Source organism: Arthrobacter sp. 9AX (assembly GCF_902506095.1).
Taxonomy (GTDB): domain Bacteria; phylum Actinomycetota; class Actinomycetes; order Actinomycetales; family Micrococcaceae; genus Arthrobacter.
The window spans coordinates 2,467,201-2,487,859 of record NZ_LR733293.1 but is presented as its reverse complement, the minus strand read 5'-3'; the positions used below and the strand labels follow the sequence as shown (position 1 = coordinate 2,487,859).

The 20,659-nt window shown below is 66.8% G+C and carries 19 protein-coding genes; 15 read left to right on the top strand and 4 right to left on the bottom strand.

The window, feature by feature from the left end; translation table 11 throughout:
- The first annotated feature begins 106 nt into the window (after nt 1-106).
- Entirely contained in the window at nt 107-670 is a 564-nt protein-coding gene (gene efp / locus BACI348_RS11395; RefSeq protein WP_066276200.1) for an elongation factor P, read from the top strand.
- Nucleotides 670-1,080, top strand: a complete 411-nt coding sequence (gene nusB, locus BACI348_RS11390; RefSeq protein ID WP_142059321.1) for a transcription antitermination factor NusB — start codon at nt 670-672, stop codon at nt 1,078-1,080. Before efp ends, nusB begins: the two co-directional genes overlap by 1 nt.
- 98 nt (nt 1,081-1,178) lie before the next feature.
- Here the strand turns inward: nusB and BACI348_RS11385 are convergent, their stop codons facing one another.
- Nucleotides 1,179-2,453, bottom strand: a complete 1,275-nt coding sequence (locus BACI348_RS11385) for a PrsW family intramembrane metalloprotease (protein ID WP_159825918.1) — start codon at nt 2,451-2,453, stop codon at nt 1,179-1,181.
- Between the two features lie 197 nt (nt 2,454-2,650).
- On the opposite strand from BACI348_RS11385, the gene pyrR reads away from it, so the two are divergent.
- The 13 genes from pyrR to BACI348_RS11320 all read left to right on the top strand — a co-directional run bounded on the left by pyrR (nt 2,651) and on the right by BACI348_RS11320 (nt 17,767).
- The gene (gene pyrR / locus BACI348_RS11380; RefSeq protein ID WP_159825916.1) at nt 2,651-3,238 is read left to right on the top strand and encodes a bifunctional pyr operon transcriptional regulator/uracil phosphoribosyltransferase PyrR; all 588 of its coding nucleotides are present in this window, start codon (nt 2,651-2,653) and stop codon (nt 3,236-3,238) included.
- Complete coding sequence (locus BACI348_RS11375; protein ID WP_159825914.1) at nt 3,235-4,257, top strand: aspartate carbamoyltransferase catalytic subunit; 1,023 nt, start codon at nt 3,235-3,237, stop codon at nt 4,255-4,257. Before pyrR ends, BACI348_RS11375 begins: the two co-directional genes overlap by 4 nt.
- Nucleotides 4,257-5,591: a dihydroorotase gene (locus BACI348_RS11370; RefSeq protein ID WP_159825912.1), complete on the top strand. Its 1,335-nt coding sequence runs from the start codon at nt 4,257-4,259 to the stop codon at nt 5,589-5,591. Before BACI348_RS11375 ends, BACI348_RS11370 begins: the two co-directional genes overlap by 1 nt.
- The gene (locus tag BACI348_RS11365) at nt 5,591-6,112 is read left to right on the top strand and encodes a PH-like domain-containing protein (protein ID WP_159825910.1); all 522 of its coding nucleotides are present in this window, start codon (nt 5,591-5,593) and stop codon (nt 6,110-6,112) included. The genes BACI348_RS11370 and BACI348_RS11365 overlap by 1 nt, the downstream gene beginning before the upstream one ends.
- Complete coding sequence (gene carA, locus BACI348_RS11360) at nt 6,093-7,397, top strand: glutamine-hydrolyzing carbamoyl-phosphate synthase small subunit (RefSeq protein WP_159825908.1); 1,305 nt, start codon at nt 6,093-6,095, stop codon at nt 7,395-7,397. The genes BACI348_RS11365 and carA overlap by 20 nt, the downstream gene beginning before the upstream one ends.
- A complete protein-coding gene (gene carB / locus BACI348_RS11355) occupies nt 7,397-10,711 on the top strand; it encodes a carbamoyl-phosphate synthase large subunit (protein WP_159825898.1) in 3,315 nt (1,104 codons plus the stop codon). Before carA ends, carB begins: the two co-directional genes overlap by 1 nt.
- The gene (gene pyrF / locus BACI348_RS11350; protein WP_159825886.1) at nt 10,704-11,567 is read left to right on the top strand and encodes an orotidine-5'-phosphate decarboxylase; all 864 of its coding nucleotides are present in this window, start codon (nt 10,704-10,706) and stop codon (nt 11,565-11,567) included. The genes carB and pyrF overlap by 8 nt, the downstream gene beginning before the upstream one ends.
- Nucleotides 11,568-11,697: 130 nt before the next feature.
- Nucleotides 11,698-12,015: an integration host factor, actinobacterial type gene (gene mihF, locus BACI348_RS11345; RefSeq protein WP_159825884.1), complete on the top strand. Its 318-nt coding sequence runs from the start codon at nt 11,698-11,700 to the stop codon at nt 12,013-12,015.
- A gap of 48 nt (nt 12,016-12,063) precedes the next feature.
- Complete coding sequence (gene gmk, locus BACI348_RS11340; protein ID WP_159825882.1) at nt 12,064-12,660, top strand: guanylate kinase; 597 nt, start codon at nt 12,064-12,066, stop codon at nt 12,658-12,660.
- Between the two features lie 15 nt (nt 12,661-12,675).
- A complete protein-coding gene (gene rpoZ / locus BACI348_RS11335) occupies nt 12,676-12,936 on the top strand; it encodes a DNA-directed RNA polymerase subunit omega (protein ID WP_003800778.1) in 261 nt (86 codons plus the stop codon).
- 34 nt (nt 12,937-12,970) lie between these two features.
- Complete coding sequence (coaBC, locus tag BACI348_RS11330; RefSeq protein ID WP_159825861.1) at nt 12,971-14,212, top strand: bifunctional phosphopantothenoylcysteine decarboxylase/phosphopantothenate--cysteine ligase CoaBC; 1,242 nt, start codon at nt 12,971-12,973, stop codon at nt 14,210-14,212.
- A gap of 76 nt (nt 14,213-14,288) precedes the next feature.
- Nucleotides 14,289-15,524, top strand: a complete 1,236-nt coding sequence (gene metK, locus BACI348_RS11325; RefSeq protein ID WP_159825859.1) for a methionine adenosyltransferase — start codon at nt 14,289-14,291, stop codon at nt 15,522-15,524.
- A 107-nt stretch (nt 15,525-15,631) separates the two neighbouring features.
- A complete protein-coding gene (locus tag BACI348_RS11320) occupies nt 15,632-17,767 on the top strand; it encodes a primosomal protein N' (protein WP_236557531.1) in 2,136 nt (711 codons plus the stop codon).
- A gap of 6 nt (nt 17,768-17,773) precedes the next feature.
- Here BACI348_RS11320 and BACI348_RS11315 read toward each other — a convergent pair whose 3' ends face one another.
- Genes BACI348_RS11315 through BACI348_RS11305 form a run of 3 tightly spaced genes read right to left on the bottom strand, consistent with a single transcriptional unit; the run spans nt 17,774 to nt 20,659 of the window.
- On the bottom strand, nt 17,774-18,856 hold the full coding sequence (locus BACI348_RS11315) for a glycosyltransferase family 4 protein (protein ID WP_159825857.1): 1,083 nt from the start codon (nt 18,854-18,856) through the stop codon (nt 17,774-17,776).
- Nucleotides 18,853-19,782, bottom strand: a complete 930-nt coding sequence (locus BACI348_RS11310; RefSeq protein WP_159825855.1) for an alpha/beta fold hydrolase — start codon at nt 19,780-19,782, stop codon at nt 18,853-18,855. Before BACI348_RS11310 ends, BACI348_RS11315 begins: the two co-directional genes overlap by 4 nt.
- A gap of 7 nt (nt 19,783-19,789) precedes the next feature.
- Nucleotides 19,790-20,659, bottom strand: a complete 870-nt coding sequence (locus BACI348_RS11305) for an aldo/keto reductase (RefSeq protein ID WP_159825853.1) — start codon at nt 20,657-20,659, stop codon at nt 19,790-19,792.

The following is a 20,659-nucleotide window of genomic DNA, read 5'->3' as shown; positions in this document are numbered from 1 at the left end:
TTCGAACCCCGATTTTTGACAAATACGTGCTGGCACGCCGCCTGGCCTGCCTGCCCGGCATACAGCGTCTGAGAAGGCGACCAGACAGAGAAACCAGAGGATACCAGTGGCAACCACTAACGACATCAAGAACGGAACGGTCCTGAAGCTTGAGGGCCAGCTCTGGAACATTATTGAATTCCAGCACGTCAAGCCGGGCAAGGGTGGCGCCTTCGTACGCACCAAGATGCGCAACGTGATGTCCGGCAAGGTCGTGGACAAGACGTTCAACGCCGGACTCAAGATCGAAACCGCCACCGTGGACCGCCGCGACTACCAGTACCTGTACCAGGACGGCGCGGACTTCGTGTTCATGGACACCTCCGACTACGACCAGATCACCGTTTCCGGTGCAACGGTGGGCGACGCCACCAACTTCATGCTCGAGAACCAGATGGTCAACATCGCCATCCACGAGGGCAACCCGCTGTACATCGAACTGCCGCCCAGCGTCGTCCTCGAAATCACCTACACCGAGCCGGGCCTGCAGGGCGACCGCTCCTCCGCCGGCACCAAGCCCGCAACCCTGGAAACCGGCTACGAAATCCAGGTCCCGCTGTTCATCGAGAACAACACCAAGGTCAAGGTGGACACCCGCGACGGCAGCTACCTCGGCCGGGTCACCGAGTAGTGAGCGCCCGCGGTAAAGCCCGTAACAGGGCCCTGGATGTTCTCTTCGAAGCTGAGCAGCGCTCGGTTTCGGCCTTCGACGTGCTCCGGGCGCGCCGGGAGAAGACCGACCAGATCATCAACCCGTACACCCTGGAAATTGTCGAAGGTGTGCTGTCCCAGCAGGTCGCCATCGACGAGTTCCTCGAAACGTACTCTCAGGGCTGGAGCCTTGAGCGGATGCCGTCAGTTGACCGCATCATCCTCCGCATCGGCACCTGGGAACTCCTGTACAACGACGACGTCCCGGACGGCGTAGCGGTAAGTGAAGCCGTGGCCCTTGCCAAGACACTGTCCACCGACGAATCGCCGCAGTTCATCAACGGCCTCCTGGGCCGCCTGCAGCAGCTGAAGCCCTCGCTGCTCGCCTGACCGCGGCAGCGCAGGAAGGACCGGCCCTGTAAAGGGGCCGGTCCTTCTGTGGTTAAGGGAGTTCCTGCGGCGCCAAGGCTTCTGCCGGGCTTGGGAGATTAGTGCGCGACGGCGGCCCGCAGGGCCAGGATGCGCTGCAGCTGCTGCCGCTCCTCAGCCTGGTGCAACTGCACGTCCCTGCCGCTGAGGATGCGCTGCCGCGTGTTGGCCAGCTGCGTCGCGGCCCTGACGAATTCCTTCATCTGCCGCTTCCTGCCATAGCTGCCGGCCCAGTTCAGCGCGGTCCGCCTGCCGCCCAGCGTCGCGAGCAGTTCCACCTCGGCGGGAGTGAACCAGCCGGCGGCGGAGTATTCGAGCAGCCGCTGGCGGGTCAACCGCTTCTCCGCGACCCGCAGAATAATGATGCCGCCCACGGCGAGGACGAAGATGGGAACCTGGACAACGATGTAGTCCAGCAGGAACCCCTGGCCCATGCTGTTCCAGCGGTTGTGCAGGAACATGGCCGGCAGCAGCCCCAGGATGAAGGCCGCCACCGCCGCGCCGGTACCTCCCCGTCTGGCCGCGAAGCCCATGATCAGCCCGGTGGTGCCGGTGAAGATCGCGTGGGCGAAGGGTGACATCACCCCTCGGAGGAAGAAAACCTGGGCGAAGTCGCCGGCCGGATCCGCGGACTCCGCGATGGCCCGGCCGAAGTAGAGGATGTTCTCGGTGAAGGCGAAGCCGCCGGCGATGGTGAACGCGAACACCACCCCGTCAACCGGACCGTCAAAGTGCCGCCTCGCCAACAGCAGCAGGAGCAGCAACCCCAGGGATTTGGCGAATTCCTCCACGATCGGCGCCTGGACCGTGGCCATAAAGGTCTGCAGGTCCGCCTCATCGGAAAACCGGAAACCCAGGACAAAAAACGGCTGGATCAGAAGGGTGGCGGCGATCGATACCGCGGCGCCCCACGTGAAGGCGAAGAAGAGGAGCCGCTTGGGCTCCGGTTCCCATTTGTCAATCAGGTAGACCGCCAGCAGGACCACGGACAGGGGGACCAATGAAGCCAGGAAACCTATCAGGAAACCCGCTGTTCCCGTGTTCGACAACAGGAACGGCACCACCAGGAACAGGCTGAGGAAGGCCAGGGTGCTGCCGCCGATGGTCAGCGCCACCAGGCTCCCGCTGCGGGCCCGGCCGGCGCGCACCGTGGGCCCCTGCGGCGGCACGAGGCCATCCACCGGCCGGCCCTGGTGCCCCGGAGCGGAACGGTAGTTCGCCGCGTCCACATGCCCCATCCAGCTGGGGTTCGCTTCCCGCGGGAGCGGGGCGCCCGCTCCCCGGAACGGATCTTCGGGCGGCCCGGACGCAGGGTAGCGGGGATGCATCGACATACCGGCTAGCCTAGGCGGCTTCCGGCGGCGGACAAAAGGACACGGCGGCAACGGAATGCGGCTGCCGCGGCCCGGGGCAGTGTGACCATCACCGCGTCCATCCGGGAACGGTCCCGGCATGGCCGTGTGGTAATTTTGAAACGCACATGATCCTTTTTTAATTCCGTCCTGTGAGGCGGGGAAAGGGGAGACGAGCGTTGACTTCTGTCACCAGCGCACCGGTTCCAGCCAGGGTTGTCCTCAGCCAGGCGGACATTGACCGGGCCCTCACTCGTATCGCCCATGAGATCCTCGAGGCCAACAAAGGCTCCCAGGACCTCGTCCTGCTCGGCATTCCGCGCCGCGGTTATCCGCTGGCCGCCCGGCTTGCCGAAAAGATCGCCGCCGCTGATCCCGGCGTGGACGCCGCGGCCATCGTCGGCCAACTTGACGTCACCATGTTCCGCGACGACCTCTCGCACCAAGGCACCCGCCCGCCGTACCCCACCAAGCTGCCCCGCACGGGCATCGACAACAAAGTGGTGGTCCTCATCGACGACGTCCTGTACTCGGGCCGCACCATCCGCGCCGCCCTGGATGCCCTCGTGGACCTGGGCCGGCCCCGCATCGTCAGGCTCGCCGTGCTGATCGACCGCGGCCACCGCGAGCTTCCCATCCGGGCCGACCATGTAGGCAAGAACCTGCCCACCTCCTCGGCGGAGAAAGTCCGCGTCCGGCTCGAGGAAACCGACACCGCCCCCGGCGGCACCCCCGTCAACGAAGTAGTGATCGAGGGCCGCTCGTGAAACACCTCCTCTCCACAGAAGACCTCAGCCTGGCCAACGCCATCCGCATCCTCGACACCGCCGAGGAAATGGCCGCCGTCGGAGACCGCGAGGTGAAGAAACTGCCTGCACTGCGCGGCCGCACCGTGGTGAACCTCTTCTTCGAGGACTCCACCCGCACGCGCATCTCCTTCGAAGCCGCTGCAAAGCGGCTGTCCGCGGACGTCATCAACTTCGCCGCGAAGGGCTCCTCGGTCTCCAAGGGGGAGTCCCTCAAGGACACAGCCCAGACACTGTCCGCCATGGGCGCGGACGCCGTCGTGATCCGGCACTGGGCCTCGGGGGCACCACACCGGCTCGCCGCGACCGACTGGATCGACGCCAGTGTCATCAATGCCGGCGACGGCACCCACGAACACCCCACCCAGGCGCTGCTGGACGCCTTCACCATGCGCCGGCACTGGGCCCGCCTGGCCGGCACCGGCTCCGAAGGCGCAGACCTCAAAGGGATGCGGGTGGCCATCGCCGGTGACGTCCTGCACTCCCGCGTGGCCCGCTCCAACGTCTGGCTGCTGCGCACCCTCGGGGCGGAAGTCACCCTGGTGGCGCCGCCCACCCTGCTGCCGATCGGCGTCGAAAAGTGGCCCTGCAGCGTCAGCTACAACATGGACCAGACGCTTGAGCAGGGCGTGGACGCCGTAATGATGCTCCGCGTACAGGGTGAACGCATGAACGCGTCCTTCTTCCCCAGCACCCGCGAATACTCGCGCCGGTGGGGCTTCGATGACAACCGGCTGCGTGCCCTGGATGCGCTGGGCATGAAGGACACCATCATCATGCATCCGGGGCCCATGAACCGGGGCCTGGAGATCTCTGCTGCCGCCGCCGATTCCCCCCGCTCCACCGTCCTGGCCCAGGTCCGCAACGGCGTGTCCGTGCGGATGGCCGCCCTGTACCTGCTGCTTTCCGGGGACACCCGCGAACCAGCCGCCCCCGCCCTGGCGTACGCCGGCACCCCATCCACCAAGGAGAGCAACTGATGGCAGGCAACACCGGAACCTATCTGATCCGCGGCGCCTCAATCCTGGGCGGCGGCCCGGCGGACCTCCTGATCCGCGACGGCGTCATCGCCGAAACCGGCAAGGACCTGACCGCCGACGGGGCCACCCTCATCGACGCCGCCGGCCTCGTGGCGCTGCCCGGCATGGTGGACGTCCACACCCACCTCCGCGAACCGGGCCGCGAGGACGCCGAAACCGTAGAGACCGGCACCCGGGCCGCCGCCCTGGGCGGGTACACCGCCGTCCACGCCATGGCCAACAGCACCCCCGTAGCCGATACCGCCGGAGTGGTGGAGCAGGTCTACAGCCTGGGACAGGCAGCCGGCTGGGTGGACGTGCGCCCGGTGGGCGCGGTCACCGTGGGCCTGGCCGGCGGGCAGCTCGCGGAACTCGGCGCCATGGCCGATTCCCGTGCCCGGGTCCGGATGTTCTCCGACGACGGCATCTGCGTCCACGATCCCGTCCTCATGCGCCGTGCACTGGAGTACGTCAAGGCGTTCGACGGCGTGGTGGCCCAGCACGCGCAGGAACCGCGCCTCACCGCCGGCGCCCAGATGAACGAGGGCGAGGTGTCCGCTGTCCTGGGGCTCACCGGCTGGCCGGCCGTGGCCGAGGAAAGCATCATCGCCCGCGACGTCCTCCTGGCCCAGCATGTTGGCTCCCGCCTGCACGTCTGCCACGTCTCCACCGCGGGCTCGGTGGAAATCATCCGCTGGGCCAAGCAGCGCGGCATCAACGTCACGGCGGAGGTCACCCCGCACCACCTGCTGCTGACCGATGACCTGGTCCGGAGCTACGACCCCGTGTACAAGGTCAACCCGCCGCTGCGCACCGACGCCGACGTCCAGGCCCTCCGCGCCGGCCTCGCCGACGGAACCATCGACGTCGTCGGGACCGACCACGCACCGCACCCCAGCGAGCACAAGGAATGCGAGTGGGCGCAGGCCGCCATGGGCATGACCGGGCTGGAAACGGCGTTGTCCGTGGTGCAGCACACCATGATCGAAACCGGCCTCATCACCTGGGCCGACTTCGCCCGGGTGACTTCATCAGCTGCGGCCAGGATCGGCCGCCTCGAGGACCAAGGCCGGCCGCTCGAAGCAGGGGAGCCAGCGAACGTCATCCTGGTGGACCCCGCCGCGCGCTGGACCGTCGAGCCGGCAAAGATGGCCACCATGGGGCGGAACTCGCCGTTCAAGGGAATGGAACTGCCAGGCAAGGTGGTGGCCACGTTCTTCAAGGGACACCCCACCGTCCTGGACGGCTCGCTCAACACGCCCTACCCGCACTCGGCCTCCGTGGGCGCCGCCTGATGGACACCCGGCTGCTCTCGCTGGTCCTCACTCTGGCGCTCATCGCCGTCGCCTTTGTCCTTATCGGCCTGGGCTGGCGGAACCGCCTTCGGCGCCAGGCCGACGTCGAACAGTTGCCTTTGGTGCCCGACGCGCCGGGGGAGCCGCTCGCCGGCGCCCAGGGACAGTACGTCGCGTCCACCACCGGCGGTGACTGGCTGGACCGGATCGCCGTGCACGGGCTGGGCATCCGGACCAATGCCACCCTGGAGGTCTACCCGCACGGTGTCCTCTTTGACCGGGCCGGAGCGCCGGCGCTGTACATTCCGGCGGCAACCCTTACCGGGGTTCGGCTGGACAGCGGTATGGCCGGCAAGTTCGTGGAAAAGGACGGCCTCCTGGTCCTCGCATGGACGCACGGCAGCCACGAGCTGGATACCGGCTTCCGGCCCCGACGCGCAGAGGACAGGAACGTGCTTTTCGCAGCACTTCAGGAATTGATTTCTTCGGCCCCCGCGGCTGATGCCACTAGTGGAAAGTAAGCAAGTGACAACAAACACCGCAGTATCCGCCCCAGTTTCCGCTCCTGCAGCAGCTCCCGCTGCGCTGGTCCTCGAAGACGGCCGCATCTTCCGCGGCAGCAGCTACGGCGCCACCGGGACCGCCCTGGGCGAGGCCGTCTTCGCCACCGGCATGACCGGCTACCAGGAAACCATCACGGACCCCTCCTACGCCCGCCAGCTGGTGGTGCAGACCGCGCCGCACATCGGCAACACCGGCGTCAACAATGACGACGCCGAGTCCCGCCGCATCTGGGTGGCCGGCTACATCGTGCGCGACGCCGCCCGCCGCCCGTCCAACTGGCGGTCCGAGCGTTCGCTGGACGAGGAACTCGTGGCACAGGGCATCGTGGGAATTCAGGGCGTGGACACCCGAGCCATCACCCGTCACCTGCGCGAACACAAAACCATGCGCGCCGGTATTTTCTCAGGTGTTGCCGCCCAGGCCACGGACAAGGAACTGGTCGACGCCGTGCTGGCCAGCGCACCCATGGAAGGCGCCCGGCTGGCTGAGGAAGTCAGCGTTGACGAGGCTTACGTCGTCGAGCCGAAGGACCACGGCTGGGACGGCGACCCCCGGTTCAGCATCGCCGCGATCGACCTTGGCATCAAGGCCATGACCCCCGTCCGGTTCGCCGAGCGCGGTGTCCGCGTCCACGTGCTGCCCGCCACCGCCACCCTCGCGGACGTCAAGGCCGTCAACCCGGACGGCTTCTTTATGTCCAACGGCCCCGGCGACCCCGCCACCGCCGACGTCCAGGTCAAGCTCCTCCGTTCCGTCCTGGACGAGAAGCTGCCCTACTTCGGCATCTGCTTCGGCAACCAGATCCTGGGCCGGGCCCTCGGCTTTGGCACCTACAAGCTGCGCTACGGCCACCGCGGGATCAACCAGCCCGTGATGGACCGCCGCACCGGCAAGGTGGAAATCACCTCGCAGAACCACGGCTTCGCCGTGGATGCACCGCTCGACGGCGCCACCCAGGCTCCGGAGGCACGGTACGGCCGCGTCGAGGTCAGCCACGTCAGCCTCAACGACGACGTCGTGGAAGGCCTCGCCTGCCTGGACATTCCCGCCTTCTCCGTCCAGTACCACCCGGAAGCCGCGGCCGGACCGCACGACGCGGCCTACCTGTTTGACCGCTTCATCGACCTGATGGAAGGGACCCGGGACGGGAAGACCGCCAACGAGTCCAAGGATCCCGTGGACTCGGCACACCCCGCCGGCGCTGACCACAAGAACGACAACAAGACTGAGGACAAGAAGTAATGCCGAAACGTACCGATCTCAAGAGCGTCCTCGTCATTGGTTCCGGCCCGATCGTCATCGGCCAGGCCGCCGAATTCGACTACTCCGGCACGCAGGCCCTGCGCGTCCTCAAGGAGGAAGGCCTGCGCGTCATCCTCGTGAACTCGAACCCGGCCACCATCATGACCGATCCGGAGTTCGCCGACGCCACGTACGTCGAACCCATCACCCCTGAGGTGGTGGAGAAGATCATCGCCAAGGAACGCCCGGACGCCGTGCTGCCCACCCTGGGCGGCCAGACTGCCCTGAACACGGCCATCGCCCTGGACAAGAACGGTGTGCTGGAGAAGTACAACGTAGAGCTCATCGGCGCCAACATCGCCGCCATCGAACTCGGCGAGGACCGTGAGAAGTTCAAGGGCGTTGTAGAACGCTGCGGCGCCGAGTCCGCCCGCAGCCACATCATCCACACCATGGACGAGGCCCTCAAAGCCGCCGACGACCTCGGCTACCCCATGGTGGTCCGCCCGTCCTTCACCATGGGCGGCCTCGGCTCGGGCCTCGCCTACAACGAGGACGACCTCCGCCGCATCGTGGGCCAGGGCCTGCAGTACAGCCCCACCAGCGAGGTGCTGCTCGAAGAGAGCATCCTCGGCTGGAAGGAATACGAGCTCGAGATGATGCGCGACAAAAACGACAACGTCGTGGTGGTTTGCTCCATCGAGAACTTCGACCCCGTAGGCGTCCACACCGGCGACTCCATCACGGTGGCACCGGCCCTCACCCTCACGGACCGCGAATACCAGCGGCTGCGCGACATCTCCATCGCCGTCATCCGTGAAGTGGGCGTGGACACCGGCGGCTGCAACATCCAGTTCGCCATCGACCCCGCCACAGGCCGCGTCGTGGTCATCGAAATGAACCCGCGCGTGTCCCGTTCCTCGGCGCTGGCGTCCAAGGCCACAGGCTTCGCCATCGCCAAGATCGCCACCAAGCTCTCCCTGGGCTACACCCTGGACGAGATCCCCAACGACATCACGCAGAAGACCCCGGCGTCCTTCGAACCCACCCTCGACTACGTAGTGGTCAAGGTGCCGCGCTTCGCGTTCGAGAAGTTCCCGGCAGCGGACAACACCCTCACCACCACCATGAAGTCGGTGGGAGAGGCCATGGCCATGGGCCGCAACTTCACCGAAGCCCTGCAGAAGGCGCTGCGGTCGCTGGAGCAGAAGGGCTCGCAGCTGGACTTCAGCAGCGTCCCTGAGTGGGAAGTCGCCGAGCTCATCGAAAAGGCCAAGCGCCCCACCACCGAGCGCCTGCACCAGGTCCAGCGCGCCCTCCTGGGCGGCGCCACCGTGGAGCAGCTTTTCGAGGCCACCAAGATTGACCCGTGGTTCCTGGACCAGCTCGAGCTCCTCAACGAGATCTCCCGCGAAATCCGCCAGGCCGGTGCGCTCACTGCCGACATGCTGAAGCGGGCCAAGCGGCACGGCTTCTCGGACGAGCAGATCGGCGCCCTCACGCACAACTCCGAGGCCGTGGTCCGTGGCGTCCGCCAGGCGCTGGGCATCCGCCCCGTCTACAAGACCGTGGACACCTGCGCCGCGGAATTCGCCGCTTACACCCCGTACCACTACTCGGCCTACGACGAGGAGGACGAGGTTGCGCTGCACTCCAAGCCCTCCGTCCTGATCCTCGGCTCCGGTCCCAACCGCATCGGCCAGGGCATCGAATTCGACTACTCCTGCGTCCACGCCTCAATGGCGCTGCGCAAGGCCGGCTACGAGACGGTGATGGTCAACTGCAACCCGGAGACCGTCTCCACCGACTACGACGTCTCCACCCGCCTGTACTTCGAGCCACTGACGCTGGAGGACGTGCTGGAGGTCATCGCGGCTGAAGAACGCACCGGCGGTGTCATGGGCGTGTTCGTCCAGCTCGGCGGACAGACACCGCTGAAGCTTGCGCAGCAGCTCGCCGACGCCGGCGTCCCCATCCTGGGCACTTCACCGGAAGCCATCGACCTCGCCGAGCACCGCGGCATGTTCTCCCGCGTCCTGGACAAAGCCGGCCTCGTTTCCCCGAAGAACGGCACCGCCGTCTCCTTCGAGGACGCCAAGAAGATCGCCGACGAGATCGGCTACCCGGTCCTCGTCCGTCCTTCCTACGTGCTCGGCGGCCGCGGCATGGAGATCGTCTACGACGAGCCCAACCTGTCCCGCTACATCGCCAACGCCACGGAAATCACCCCGGACCACCCGGTGCTGATCGACCGCTTCCTCGAGGACGCCGTCGAAATCGACGTCGACGCCCTTTTCGACGGCACCGACATGTACCTCGGCGGCATCATGGAGCACATCGAGGAAGCCGGCATCCACTCCGGCGACTCTGCGTGCGTCCTGCCGCCCATCACCCTGGGCACCAACGTCCTGGAGCGGGTGCGCACCGCAACCCGTGCCATCGCCGAAGGCGTGGGCGTCCGCGGCCTGATCAACATCCAGTTCGCGCTGGCCTCCGACGTGCTGTACGTCCTGGAAGCCAACCCGCGTGCGTCCCGGACCGTGCCGTTCGTCTCCAAGGCCACCGGCGTCCAGATGGCCAAGGCCGCGGCCCTGATCGGCACTGGGGTGACCATCAACCAGCTCCGCACCGCGTACAAGATGCTGCCGGAAACCGGTGACGGTTCCACCCTTCCCCTGGACGCCCCCGTGGCCGTCAAGGAAGCCGTGCTGCCGTTCAGCCGTTTCCGCACCCCCGAAGGCAAGGTGGTTGACTCCCTGCTCGGACCGGAGATGCGTTCCACCGGTGAGGTCATGGGCATCGACAAGCACTTTGACACCGCCTTCGCCAAGAGCCAGGCCGGCGCGAACAACGCCCTGCCCACCGAAGGCAAGATCTTTGTCTCCGTGGCCAACCGCGACAAGCGCTCCGTCATTATGGGCGTCAAGCGGCTCTCGGACCTGGGCTTCGAAATCGTCTCCACCGGCGGCACCGCCGATGTCCTGCGCCGCAACGGCATCCAGGCCACACCGGTGCGCAAGGTGGCCGAGGGCAGCAGCGCTGAAGGCGAAGGCACCATCGCCGACCTCGTCATCGCCGGCGAGATCGACATGGTCTTCAACACACCGTCCGGCGGGGAAGCACGCAGCGACGGCTACGAACTGCGTGCCGCCGCGACGTCCATCGGGATTCCCTGCATCACTACGGTGGCGGAGTTCAACGCCGCCGTGCAGGCGATCGAGGCCATGCGGACTTACGAATGGTCCGTCACCAGCCTGCAGGAGCACGCCGCGGCCCTGGCCGAGTCCCAGAAGGCGGCCCTGCAGCATGCCTGAGCAGGTATCGGCCGCCGCCGGCCGGGAGTCTTTCGGCTCCCGGCTCGGCGCCGCCATGGCCGCCCGCGGCCCGCTGTGCGTAGGCATTGACCCGCACCCGTCCCTGCTGTCCGTCTGGGGCCTGAAGGACGACGTCGACAGCCTCCGCACGTTTTCCCTGACCGTCCTGGACGCGGTGGCTTCCCTCGCTGCCGCGGTCAAGCCGCAGGTGGCGCTGTATGAGCGCCACGGGTCCGCCGGCATGGCTGTCCTGGAGGAAGTCCTGGCCGTTGCCCGGGATGAGTCAGTCCTGACCATCGCCGACGCCAAGCGCGGGGACATCGGATCCACCATGGCGGCCTACGCCGATGCCTGGCTCCGGGACGGTTCGCCGCTGGCCGCGGACTCGGTAACCCTGAGCCCCTACCTCGGCTTCGAATCTCTGCGTCCTGCCCTGGACCTTGCGGCCGAAACCGGGCGCGGTGTTTTTGTCCTCGCCCTGACCTCCAACCCCGAAGGCCCGTCGGTCCAGCACGTCGGGGGAGCCGATTCAGTGGCGCGCCGGATCGCCCTGGCCGCGGGCGGGGAAAACCGGCGCTATCCCGGTGACCTGGGTTCCGTTGGCCTTGTTGTCGGCGCTACCGTCGGGACCGCCCTTTCGGACCTCGACGTGGACCTCGCCGCCATGCGCGGCCCTATCCTGGCACCGGGCCTGGGAGCACAGGGGGCCACCCCGGCCCACCTCCGCGCCACCTTCGGCAACGCCTATGCGCAGGTCCTGGGAACTTCCAGCCGGGACATCCTCGCGGCCGGCCCCCAACGGCAGGGCCTGCAGGACGCCGCCCGGCGGACCCTCGACGGGTTGCGCGGAGAATAGGAAACGGCCTGCGGACCGCCGGCCGTTCCCGCGCATCCATTGATTCAAGCTGCACCAAAGGGTAGTTTCAGGACATGTCCAAGGGCGGCCGCCCCTGGACGTGTCCACCCAGATCCGGGGGTGTCAACTAATGGTGCTGCGACCCTTATCCGCGTCCGAACGGACTGATGCCCTGAACAAGGCAGCGGCAGCCAGGGCAACCCGGGCCGCGGCCAAGGAAAGCCTGAAGAACGGCAAGAGCTCCGCGGCCCAAATCATCAACTCGGCCATGGCTGATGAAGCCATGGCGCGGATGAAGGTTTCGGAGCTGTTGGAGTCCCTGCCGGGTATCGGCAAGGTGCGGGCCGCCGCGATCATGAAGCAGCTGGGCATTGCGGCTTCCCGCAGGCTCCGTGGCCTCGGCGTCCACCAGCGCCGGGCGCTGGTAGATTTTATAGACGAGAATTAGGCGGGCCCCCGGGCCGCCTTCCAATGAACTCCGGCCCAAAAGGAATACGTGAGCAATAAACCTGGACTGACAGTCCTCGCTGGTCCGACGGCTGTTGGCAAAGGCACGGTGTCCACTTTCATCCGGGACAACTACCCGGAGGTCTGGCTGTCCGTATCAGCCACTACCCGGGCAGCCCGGCCGGGTGAAATCGATGGCGTGCATTACTTCTTCAAGTCCAAGGAGGAGTTCGAGCGGCTCGTTGCCGATGGCGAACTCCTCGAATGGGCAGTTGTCCACGGGCAGAATACATACGGGACCCTGAAGAGCACCGTGAACCAGGCCATCGCCGAAGGACGCTCGGTGCTTCTTGAGATTGACCTGCAGGGTGCCCGCCAGGTCAAGGCCGCGGTGCCGGACGCCCAGTTCGTCTTCCTCGCGCCCCCGAGCTGGGACGAAATGGTCCGCCGGCTGGTGGGCCGGGGCACCGAAACCCCGGAGGAACAGCAGCGACGCCTGGAAACCGCTAAACTGGAGCTTGCTGCTGAACCGGAGTTCGACCATACCGTCATCAATGACGACGTTCGCCGGGCGGCGGACGAGCTTGTTTCACTCATGGGGCTGACCCCGCATCCGCACGGAGCGCGGGAAGCGTCAGCCCGCTAGGAATTTGGAGAATTCGTGTCCACGAACCTTGAAGGCATCATCAACCCGCCCATCGACTCGCTGCTTGAGGCAGCCGATTCCAAGTACGGCCTGGTGATCTTCGGTGCCAAGCGTGCTCGTCAGATCAACGCCTACTACGCCCAGCTGCACGAGGGCCTCTTCGAGTACGTCGGCCCGCTGGTTGACACCAAGCTGAACGAAAAGTCGCTCTCGATCGCCCTGCGCGAGATCAACGAAGGCAAGCTGGTATCCACGCCGATCGAAGCCGCGGAGTAACACTGCCGCCTGACGTGCTGTTGACGGAGGTCACGTGCGCATAGTCCTCGGAGTCGGGGGAGGGATCGCCGCCTATAAGGTGGCATCGCTCCTCCGGCTTTTTACTGAAGCCGGCCATCACGTCACGGTGATCCCCACGGAGGCCGCCACCCGTTTTGTTGGCACCGCCACGTGGGAGGCGCTGTCCGGAAACCCGGTCAGCAACAGCGTTTTCGACGACGTCCACCAGGTCAACCACGTCCGCCTGGGCCACGAAGCGGACCTGGTGGTCATTGCTCCGGCGACGGCCGACCTCCTGGCGAAGGCAGCCACCGGCCAGGCCGGCGACCTCCTCACGAACACCCTGCTGATGGCCCACGGCCCGGTGCTGTTCGCCCCTGCCATGCACACCGAGATGTGGCAGCATGCGGCCACCCGCGCCAACGTGGAAACCCTGCGCGGCCGCGGTGTGGCGGTCCTTGAACCGGCAACCGGCCGGTTGACGGGGGCTGACTCCGGCCCGGGCAGGCTGCCTGAGCCCGAAGTGATCTTCGACGCCGCCATGGCGCTGGTCCAGGGGCAATCCGACTACCAGCTGCCGCTGGCCGGCAAGACAGTTACTATCAGCGCCGGCGGAACCCGGGAACCCCTGGATCCTGTCCGGTTCCTTGGCAACCGGTCCTCCGGCAAGCAGGGTGTGGCGCTGGCCGTCGCCGCCAGGAATGCCGGGGCAACAGTTCGGCTGCTCGCTGCCCACATGGAGGTTCCTGCGCCGGCAGGTGTGGAAGTGGTGCCGGTGGAGACCGCCCTGCAGCTCCGCGAGGCTGCCCTGGCAACCGCCGCAGATTCCGACGTCGTGATCATGTCAGCCGCAGTGGCTGACTTCCGCCCGGCAGAGGTCTCGAACACCAAAATCAAGAAGCGCGACGACACCGCCGATCCCGTGATTACGCTGGTCCGCAACCCTGACATCCTGCACGAACTCGTGGAGCGCCGGAACAGCTCCGGAGCCGGGGGAGCGCAGCAGCTGATCGTTGGGTTCGCCGCTGAAACAGGGGACAGCGACGGGGACGTGCTGGCCTACGCGGAGGCAAAGCTCCAGCGCAAGGGCTGTGACCTGCTGGTGGTCAACCATGTAGGGGCTGACAAAGTCTTCGGCCAGGACACCAACTCCGTGGTCATCCTGGCGCGCTCCGGCTCCGAACCACAGGAGGCGTCAGGGACCAAGACCGAGGTTTCAGCCGCCATCATCAGCCGGATCGGCTTCGAACTGAACCACGTTTCGCCCCGCGCCTGAGTGTTTCTGGCCACGTCCGCTTAGCACGGGGACATCTCCTGCGGGGAGTACGGATTCCAACAAGTAAGGTAGTTGAGTGACTTTACCGCTGCACCTTCCCCAGTCCCATGGGGCCACGCCCTCCGCGCTCCGGCTCTTCACCTCCGAGTCGGTCACCGAAGGCCATCCGGACAAGATCTGCGACCAGATCAGCGACGCCATCCTGGACGCGCTGCTGGCCGCCGACCCGGAATCCCGGGTAGCCGTGGAGACCATGGCCACCACCGGCCTGGTCCACGTCGCCGGTGAGGTCACCACCGACGCCTACGTCGAGATCCCGCAGATCGTCCGCGAGACCATCCTGGGCATCGGCTACGACTCCTCCGCCAACGGATTCGACGGCGCCCGCTGCGGTGTCTCAGTGTCCATCGGCCAGCAGTCCAATGACATCGCCGGGGGAGTCTTCAATTCCCTGGAAGCCCGCGAGGGACGCCAGGAGGACGACTACGACCTCCAGGGCGCCGGCGACCAAGGCCTGATGTTCGGCTACGCCAGCGACGAAACGCCCTCCTACATGCCGCTGCCCATCTGGCTGGCGCACCGCCTGTCCGAGCGGCTGACTGAGGTCCGCAAGTCAGGCGAACTGGCCTACCTCCGCCCGGACGGCAAGACCCAGGTGACGGTTGGGTACGACAAGGACCGGCCCGTTTCTGTTGAGACAGTTGTTATTTCCAGCCAGCATGCCGAAGGTGCAAGCCTGGAGCAGCTCCGGGCCGATCTGGCGTCCGTGGTCATCGAGCCTGTGCTGGCGGGCGCCAACCTGGACATCTCACGCGCCCGCAACATCTTGAACCCTGCCGGCGAATTTGTGATCGGCGGACCAGTGGGCGATGCCGGCCTCACCGGCCGGAAGATCATTGTTGACACTTACGGCGGCATGGCCCGCCACGGAGGCGGCGCGTTCTCGGGCAAAGACCCGTCCAAGGTGGACCGCTCCGCTGCCTACGCCATGCGGTGGGTGGCCAAGAACGTTGTGGCCGCCGGTCTGGCCAAGCGCGCCGAAATCCAGATCGCCTACGCCATCGGACAGGCCAGGCCGGTGGGAACCTACGTTGAAACCTTCGGCACCGAAACGGTGGACCCGGCACGCATCAGCGCCGCCATCGCGGAGATTTTCGACCTTCGCCCGCGGGCCATCATCGACGCCCTGGACCTGAAGCGGCCCATCTACGCCAAGACAGCCGCGCATGGCCACTTCGGCCGCGACGATCCGGACTTCACTTGGGAACGCCTGGACCGCGTTGATGACCTGAAGGCCTTCTTCAACGCCTGATCAAACCCGGCGGGCCGTGCCCGCGGCCCTGCCGCGGGCACGGATGTCTGTGCCTGGTGGTTTTCTGGCTCTGTCCACTTGGGTGATGCTGAACGGAGGTAGCCGCAGTGGTTGCTGACGGGTCGGCCAAACCATCACTGGACCTGCAGGCCGGCGTCCAGCCATCCCTGCTGCAGGGCTTCCCGGACCGTAAACAGCACGCCGGACCGCGGTTCGCGGACCACCTGCCGGTGGCCCGAGTCCTGGTGGAGTCCTCCCTGCCCCACTTGGACCGGCCGTTTGACTACGGTGTTCCGTCCGCGCTCGACAAAGACGCCCGTCCCGGAGCCAGGGTCAAGGTCAAGTTCAACGGTCAGGATCTCAGTGGCTTCATTACGGAGCGGGTGGCCGAGTCCGACGCCGGCCACACCCTCTTGCCGCTGGCGAAGGTGGTTTCCCCGGTTCCCGTCCTGACACCGGACATCCGCGACCTCGCTACTGCCGTCGCCGCCCGGTATGCCGGCACGGTGAGCGATGTCCTCCGCGTCGCCGTCCCACCCCGGGTAGCCCGGTTGGAAAAGGATTACCCCGCCGGTGTCGATGCCGCTGCACCCATGGAAGACGGTGCCGCTGGAACCGCCGCGCCATCCGTGACAGGAGTCCAGTCCGGTGCTTGGGGCGACTACCGCAACGGGCCCGCCTTCCTGCGCCACCTGGCAGAAGGCGGCTCGCCGAGGGCTGTCCTCAACCCGCTCCGGGCGTACGGACCCGCTGCATGGCCCCACGTGCTGGCCCAGGCGGTTGCTGCTGCCTGCGCTTCAGGCCGTGGAGCCCTGGTGGTAGTGCCGGACAACCGTGATCTGGACCGGCTCGAGGAGGCAGTCAAGAAAGTGCTGCCGGATCAGGCCGTGGCCCGCCTGACGGCAGAGGACGGACCAACGCCCCGCTACCAGAACTTTTTGCGCCTCCTTGCGGGCACAGCGCGCGTGGCCATCGGCACCAGGAGTGCTGCCTATGCCCCGGTCAAGGATCTGGGGCTCGTTGTCTGCTGGGACGACGGCGACGACCTCCTGATTGAGCAGCGCGCACCCTACGCGCACGCCCGCGAGGTGCTGCTCCTGCGCGCCGAGCAGGCGGGCGCAGCGTGCCTTCTGGCCGGCCACACCCGCAGTACCGAAGTTCACCGGCTGGTGGAGACGGGCTGGGCGCTTTCGGTCGAGGCCGGCCGCAACGTGGTCCGCGGCATCGTCCCGCGTGTGGTGAACACGGCCGACAGCTTCGAACAAGAGCGGGATCCGCTGGCCAGGATTGCCCGCCTCCCGGCCGCCGCCTGGCGCGCTGCCAAAGAGGGGCTCGAACGGGGCCCGGTCCTGGTCCAGGTGGCACGCGCAGGCTACGTGCCCTCGCTGGTGTGTGAAACGTGCCGCGAACCTGCCCGCTGCGGAGCCTGCCAGGGTCCGCTGGCGCTGCCCGGCGGAGGGTCGGTGCTTCCGCAGTGCCGGTGGTGTTCCACCCCGGCCCTGGAATGGGGTTGTTCCCTTTGCGGGGGCCGGAAGCTCCGCAAGGGCGCCACCGGGGTGATGCGTACGGCCGAAGAACTGGGGCGTGGTTTCCCGGGAAAAACAGTGGTCACCTCCTCCGGCGACCAGGTCAAGGCCAGTGTGGGCCCGGGAAAGTCGCTGGTAGTGGCCACCGTGGGGGCCGAACCCGTAGCCGAGGGCGGCTACGCAACGGCACTGCTCTTGGACGGCGACTCCCTGCTTCGGCGGGAAAACCTCCGGGCCGGTGAGGACACAGTGCGCCGGTGGTTCAACGCCGCCGCCTTGGTGCGGCCGGCGTCGGATGGCGGGCTCGTTGTTGTTACGGCATCGGAGAGCTCTGCCGTGGGTGCCCTGCTCCGCTGGGATCCGGCAGGTTACGCCGGGCGGGAGCTGTCCTTGCGGGTGGAACTGCAACTGCCTCCCGCGGTGCGGATTGCCTCGGTCACCGGCCCCCGGGCCGCCGTCGAACACTTCACGGCCGCTGTGGCAGCCCAGCTGCACCCGGCCGGAATCAGCCTGCGCACCGCCGGCCCGGCCCCGGTGGTCCTGAACGGACCGCCCTCAACGCGCCGGTCGGGGGACGATGTCCGCACACTCCTGTTTTTCCCGTACGCCCAGGCAGCAGCTGTGACGCGGGTCCTGCGTGCAACCCGGGCCGCCACGGCCGCAAAACGGAGCGCGGAACCCTTCCAGCTTCGGCTTGACGGCGTGGACGTCCTTTAGGCTGTGCTACTTCCTGCCCCGGCGTCGGGCGACGATGTCGTGGGCCACGTCCACCAGCTGGCGGGCGGACTCGTCCCACGTGAACTCCCCGGCACGGGCGAGGGAACGCCGTGAAGCTTCCTCCCAGCGGGCCTGGTCCTGCAAGCTCATCACGGCACCGGCGAACTGCTCCGGCGAGGCGGGATCAACGTAGCTGGCAGCGTCACCGCCCACTTCCCGGAAAATAGGAATGTCACTGGCAATCACCGGTGTGCCCAGGGCCATCGCCTCCACGAGCGGCAGGCCGTAACCCTCTGCCCGGGAGAGGCTCACCAAGGCAGTGGCGGTGGACAGGAGCTTGGTGTACTCCTCGTCCGTCACCCCGTTGTGGAACTCCACCCGGGCCCCGGACGGGACGAGCCTCTCCAGCTCGGCGCGCCGCTGCGGAGTGATCCGGCTGAGCAGGTGCAGCGTGAAGCCGGGAAGCGACGCCATGCCCGCCACCATGGTTTCCACGTTCTTGTAGGGCATAAAAGACCCCATGTAGACGATGGACGGCTCGGCCCCGGCTTCCGGTAGGCGCGGTTCCGCGGCCGGCTGGGGGGCGTTGCCGATGATCCTGACCGGACGCCGGGTCAGCCGGTACTTGGCCATCAGGGCCTCGGTGGTCCTGCTGACCGTTGCCACCGTGTCCGCCCGGTCCAGGAGGAGCCGCTGCGGCCAGAACGCCTTGTGGTACAGCCGCCACAGCAGCCGGACCGGGGCCGGCAGGAAACCCGGCGGCGCCGGGTGCTCGTAGTAGATCAGGTCATGCAGGGTCAGGACCAGCCCGTATTTCCGGCCCCAGGTGCCCATCGTCTGCATCGGGCAAACCACCACGTCAGCACCCAGCGGGTTCACCTTGCGGGCAACAAACAGTTCTGCCGGGGACAGGGGGCTGTTGATCAGCGTGTAGGGCACGTCCGGCAGCAGGGCGAGCTGCCGGGGGTCCGAAACCAGCATGGAAACATCGGCGATCTTCGCGGTGGCTTCGATCAGGCTCGCTCCGTAGCGGCTGATGCCGTCGTGGTGGTCGGTCCTGGTGAATCGTGCATCAATGACTATCTTCACGCGGGATGGTCCTTAAGGAAGCTGCGGATGTAGCGGGCGGCGGGCTCAGGCGTCTCGTAGTGGATCAGGTGGCCAACGCCGGGAATGACCTCGAGTTCGCCGTCGGGCAGCAGTGCGAGAAGCCGGTGCTGGTCCGGCAGGGTGGCGATTTCGTCCTTCTCGCCGGCCACCAGCAGTACCGGAAGGCGCAACTGTCCGGCCACTTCGGCTACGTGGTTGCTGACCGAGGCGGTAAACGATTCGAGCAAGCTGTCCCTGTTGGCGAACGCGCTGAAGTAGGCGTGGTGCTGGCCGTGGATAAAGCGGCGCAGTTCCCGGTCCGTCGTTTTGGCCATGGCTTCGCTCATCACGCGGACAATCAGCGGACTCCTCAGCAGGGCCTGCCCCAGGGAGCGGGGGAGGCGGGCGGCCAGCTTGTAGTACAGCACCGCCAGCCTGGTCATGATGCCTTTGGGACCCTCAAGTGCCGGCGCGGCAATGGGGTTGACCAGGATCAGGGGATGCACTGCGTCCGGATGGGCGGCCACAAAGTGCGCCGTGATGATGGAGCCGAATGAGTGGCCCAGAAGCACGGTGTCCGGTTCCAGCCGCAGGGCGGCCATGAATTCCGTGATGAACGCCCCGTAGCCGGCCACAGTGTGGCCGCCGGGCCCGAATGCCTGCGAGCTGCCGAAACCTGGCAGGTCCGGCATGATGAGGCGCATGTCGGGGAGCTGGTCAGCCACCCGCAGGAGTCCGTGGTGGTCGCCGCGGAACCCGTGGATCACCAGGATGGTCCGTGTCTCGGGTGTTTCCTGAACGGGCTCATAGGTCCAGTACGCCACTTTCCCGCCGGAGAGCTGCACGGAAGAGGCACGGGTGCGTCCGGCGAGGTCCGGGCTGAAGAAGGCGGGCGCGGTGGACGGCCCGGAGTGTGTTGTTTTCATGCAGGTCCTAGTTGACGTTGTCCGGGTGGGAGCCGGTGCGCTGGCCCCGGTCCAGCGCGGCGAGTGCTTCCATGTCCCGGGCAGAAAGCTCAAAGCTGAAGATGTCCAGGTTTTCCCGGATGCGTGCCTCGGAGCTGGCTTTCGGAATGGCGATGTTGCCCAGCTGGATGTGCCAACGAAGGATCACCTGCGCGGGTGTCCTGCGGTGTTCGGTGGCGCAGGCCTGCACCACGGGGTCGGCAAGCACCTGTCCGCGCCCCAGCGGGCTCCACGCTTCGGTCCGGATATTCACGTCTTCGTGGATTTTCCTCAGCTCGTGCTGCTGCAGCCAAGGGTGGAGTTCGATCTGGTTGACGGCCGGTGTGACTTCCGCCGTCTGCAGCAGCCGGTCAAGGTGGGCCGGCAGGAAGTTGCTGACCCCGATGGCGCGGACTTTGCCCTCCCGGTAGAGCGTTTCCAGGGCCCGGTAGGTTTCCTGGAACAGTCCACGCCGGGGGCAGGGCCAGTGGATGAGGTACATGTCCACGTAGTCGAGGCCGAGGTTGACCATGGAGTCGTCGAACGCACGGAGGGTTGCGTCGTAGCCGTGGTGGTCGTTCCACACCTTGGTGGTGATAAACAGGTCTTCCCTGGCAAGGGCCGGGAAAAGTTCCCCGGAACCGCCGGTGCCGGCCTGGGTTCCCAGCTGCGTGCTGATGCCGCGGGCAACACCGGTCTCGTTGCCGTACATGGCGGCGGTGTCGAAGTGTCGGTAGCCGGCGTCGAGGGCCATGGCCACCAGCCCGGCCGTGTCCGCTGGCGGCACCTTGTACAGGCCGAAGCCCAGCTGGTCGATCAGCACGCCATTGTTCAGGCCAAGCCGCGGTGGGGTCCTCAT

What these genes read in the sequence shown, in the direction of transcription:
- BACI348_RS11385 (WP_159825918.1), bottom strand. Translation starts at nt 2,453, where the DNA reads ATGTCGATGCATCCCCGCTACCCTGCGTCCGGGCCGCCCGAAGATCCG.
- BACI348_RS11370 (WP_159825912.1), top strand. Translation starts at nt 4,257, where the DNA reads ATGGCAGGCAACACCGGAACCTATCTGATCCGCGGCGCCTCAATCCTG.
- BACI348_RS11365 (WP_159825910.1), top strand. Translation starts at nt 5,591, where the DNA reads ATGGACACCCGGCTGCTCTCGCTGGTCCTCACTCTGGCGCTCATCGCC.
- carA (WP_159825908.1), top strand. Translation starts at nt 6,093, where the DNA reads ATGCCACTAGTGGAAAGTAAGCAAGTGACAACAAACACCGCAGTATCC.
- carB (WP_159825898.1), top strand. Translation starts at nt 7,397, where the DNA reads ATGCCGAAACGTACCGATCTCAAGAGCGTCCTCGTCATTGGTTCCGGC.
- pyrF (WP_159825886.1), top strand. Translation starts at nt 10,704, where the DNA reads ATGCCTGAGCAGGTATCGGCCGCCGCCGGCCGGGAGTCTTTCGGCTCC.
- mihF (WP_159825884.1), top strand. Translation starts at nt 11,698, where the DNA reads ATGGTGCTGCGACCCTTATCCGCGTCCGAACGGACTGATGCCCTGAAC.
- BACI348_RS11310 (WP_159825855.1), bottom strand. Translation starts at nt 19,782, where the DNA reads ATGAAAACAACACACTCCGGGCCGTCCACCGCGCCCGCCTTCTTCAGC.
- BACI348_RS11305 (WP_159825853.1), bottom strand. Translation starts at nt 20,659, where the DNA reads ATGAGGACCCCACCGCGGCTTGGCCTGAACAATGGCGTGCTGATCGAC.